The sequence below is a fragment of the bacterium genome, assembly GCA_040757115.1.
Lineage (GTDB): Bacteria > UBA9089 > CG2-30-40-21 > CG2-30-40-21 > SBAY01 > JBFLXS01.
Window position 1 is genome coordinate 1 of sequence record JBFLYA010000403.1, and the last position, 2,044, is coordinate 2,044.

A 2,044-nucleotide genomic window follows, 5' to 3' on the forward strand; every position below is an offset into this window, starting at 1 on the left:
GAGTTTTAGTTTTTCGTAAACTTCCTTATCTTTTTCTGATAGTTGGAGATTTTTTATATGTTTTTTGACAAATTTTTTATATTTTTTATGTAAGCGAAGGGCTGGCAACATAAAAATACACCTCCCATGTTTTTTAATTTTGTTTAGATGTTAAGAAATAGTATACAAATAAGCAAAACAAAAAAATGAGAGAAAGTCAAGAAAAAAAATGTTGCCAGCCCTGGAATAAATCAGAAATTGGTGATGTTGTGATGGTAAAAATTGGGGGGAAGATAAAAAACGGTTGGTTTTAAACCTCAGTCAAATCCGAGCTCCGGAGATGTTGAGAGAGATCAGGTAAGCAAGGGGGGTAAACATAATATCTTTATTAGCTATACCTGAACGGTTACATAATCCCTCAATCAAACCAGCCTCCTAACCTTAACCATTTTACCAAAAACCTCTAAATATATCCCCTTATCTCCTTTATCTCCATATCTCCTTTTTTTACACAGGTCTAAAGTTAACTGCACAGGTGGAAACTTTGGGTTTACATATTACTTAAAAATTGGGAAGTTACGGGTTAAAATGGAAATTTATTGCTGGAACTTCAGTTTAAAATGTGAAACTTGGGTTAGTTACCTGTAACATCACTATCTTTTGACTCAAAACATAGGATGAGTGTTCGAACATTTGATCGAGTCCTATGTCGAATATTCTTAGGAATAGTGATCATTTGCCGTGGATTTATTACCTCAGTATGGTCTTCCAGATCTACAAAAAGACTTCCTTCAATTACATAGAAACACTCATCACTATTTTTGTGAATATGCCAATGGAAATCTCGCTGTAAAACGCTTAATCTCACCACATGATCGTTTACTTCACTTATAATGAAGTTTTTCCAATCATCGTAAATATTTTCAGTTAACTCTGTTACATCCATTTTTGCAAGATGTCCGATATTCGAATTCATAGGCACACCTCCCTTCTCTAAATTGAACGCTCTCGGATAAAATTGAGCGTTGATTTTATTAGCCTTTCCATCTATCTATTTTTTCTCCCTCCCACTATTTTTGTGCGAAATTCTCTTTTTATCCTCCAAAATTTAATTAACTCCCAGTGTTTACCGATATAATTATAAGTAAGTATATATATATATTTAATTACTTACAATATATCAAATAAAAACCGGGAGGGTGGTAACCTTGTTACCTAAATCTAATAACTCATTAATCTTAACCCAATCTTTGCTTAAAAGAAAACAACCCCGAAAAATACAACTCTCTATCTATCGTATCAAAAAGAAAATTGCACAATTATAGTGTTCTAAGTGTTCTAAGTGTTCAGATTCAACTCTTTCAACTCACTCTCCCTACTCTTCTAACTCTTTCAACTCTCCCAATTCTTTTAACTTTCTTTATGAACTACCTTACTCAGAAAGACTCATCCTCTGTCCAAATGCCTATCTATGTTCTAATAGTGAATATGGAAGAACTGCCTATATTCATCCTCACTGGGATTATAGACTCTTTACTAAAATCCCTCGTTCTTCTGACCTATGGAAAAAAAGATGAAAAGACGCACCTCTTCAGAACGATGTAATAAACGGATGAAAGTTGATTACCACCTCGAAGATGCCAGAGTCCGTTCACGAAAACACTGGTTTGTTAGAACAGCTCTTGTGGCTATGTGTCAACATATAGATGCCTGGTATAGCGAATGGGAAAAAATTACTTAATCTCTTTTACTTCCCTGGTTTGAATTCACTCACCTCCATAGGGATAACTGTGTCCTTTTTTTGTTTTCTCTATGTTTTAACCTCTATTTTTTACCTGATCTTATATTTTCAAAGAACAACCTTTTGTTTCTTGATAAAAATCTCCTTAAAATTAACCCCAATCCCTATTTATCCGAGAGGCTTCTAAATTAACCCAAGTTCATGCCTTTAAAAAATTGAATTATGGCACTACATCTTTCATTCATAAATATATAATTCTATCTGTGTTGATTAGATTGGTAAGTTTTCTTACGAACATGAAGTATATCAGAATATTACCTAATA

General features: G+C 33.4%; 2 protein-coding genes. One reads left to right on the top strand and one right to left on the bottom strand.

Going from position 1 to position 2,044, the window contains the following annotated elements; genetic code table 11:
• Positions 1 to 613: 613 nt before the first annotated feature.
• Positions 614 to 955 (bottom strand): cupin domain-containing protein, encoded by a 342-nt coding sequence (locus tag AB1422_19150; GenBank protein MEW6621418.1) that lies wholly within the window; start codon positions 953 to 955, stop codon positions 614 to 616.
• Positions 956 to 1,540: 585 nt separating this feature from the next.
• Here AB1422_19150 and AB1422_19155 point away from each other — a divergent pair.
• Complete coding sequence (locus AB1422_19155; GenBank protein ID MEW6621419.1) at positions 1,541 to 1,720, top strand: hypothetical protein; 180 nt, start codon at positions 1,541 to 1,543, stop codon at positions 1,718 to 1,720.
• Positions 1,721 to 2,044 lie beyond the last annotated feature (324 nt).

Coding starts and splice junctions, on each gene's coding strand:
- AB1422_19150 (MEW6621418.1), bottom strand. CDS start 955: ATGAATTCGAATATCGGACATCTTGCAAAAATGGATGTAACAGAGTTA.
- AB1422_19155 (MEW6621419.1), top strand. CDS start 1,541: ATGGAAAAAAAGATGAAAAGACGCACCTCTTCAGAACGATGTAATAAA.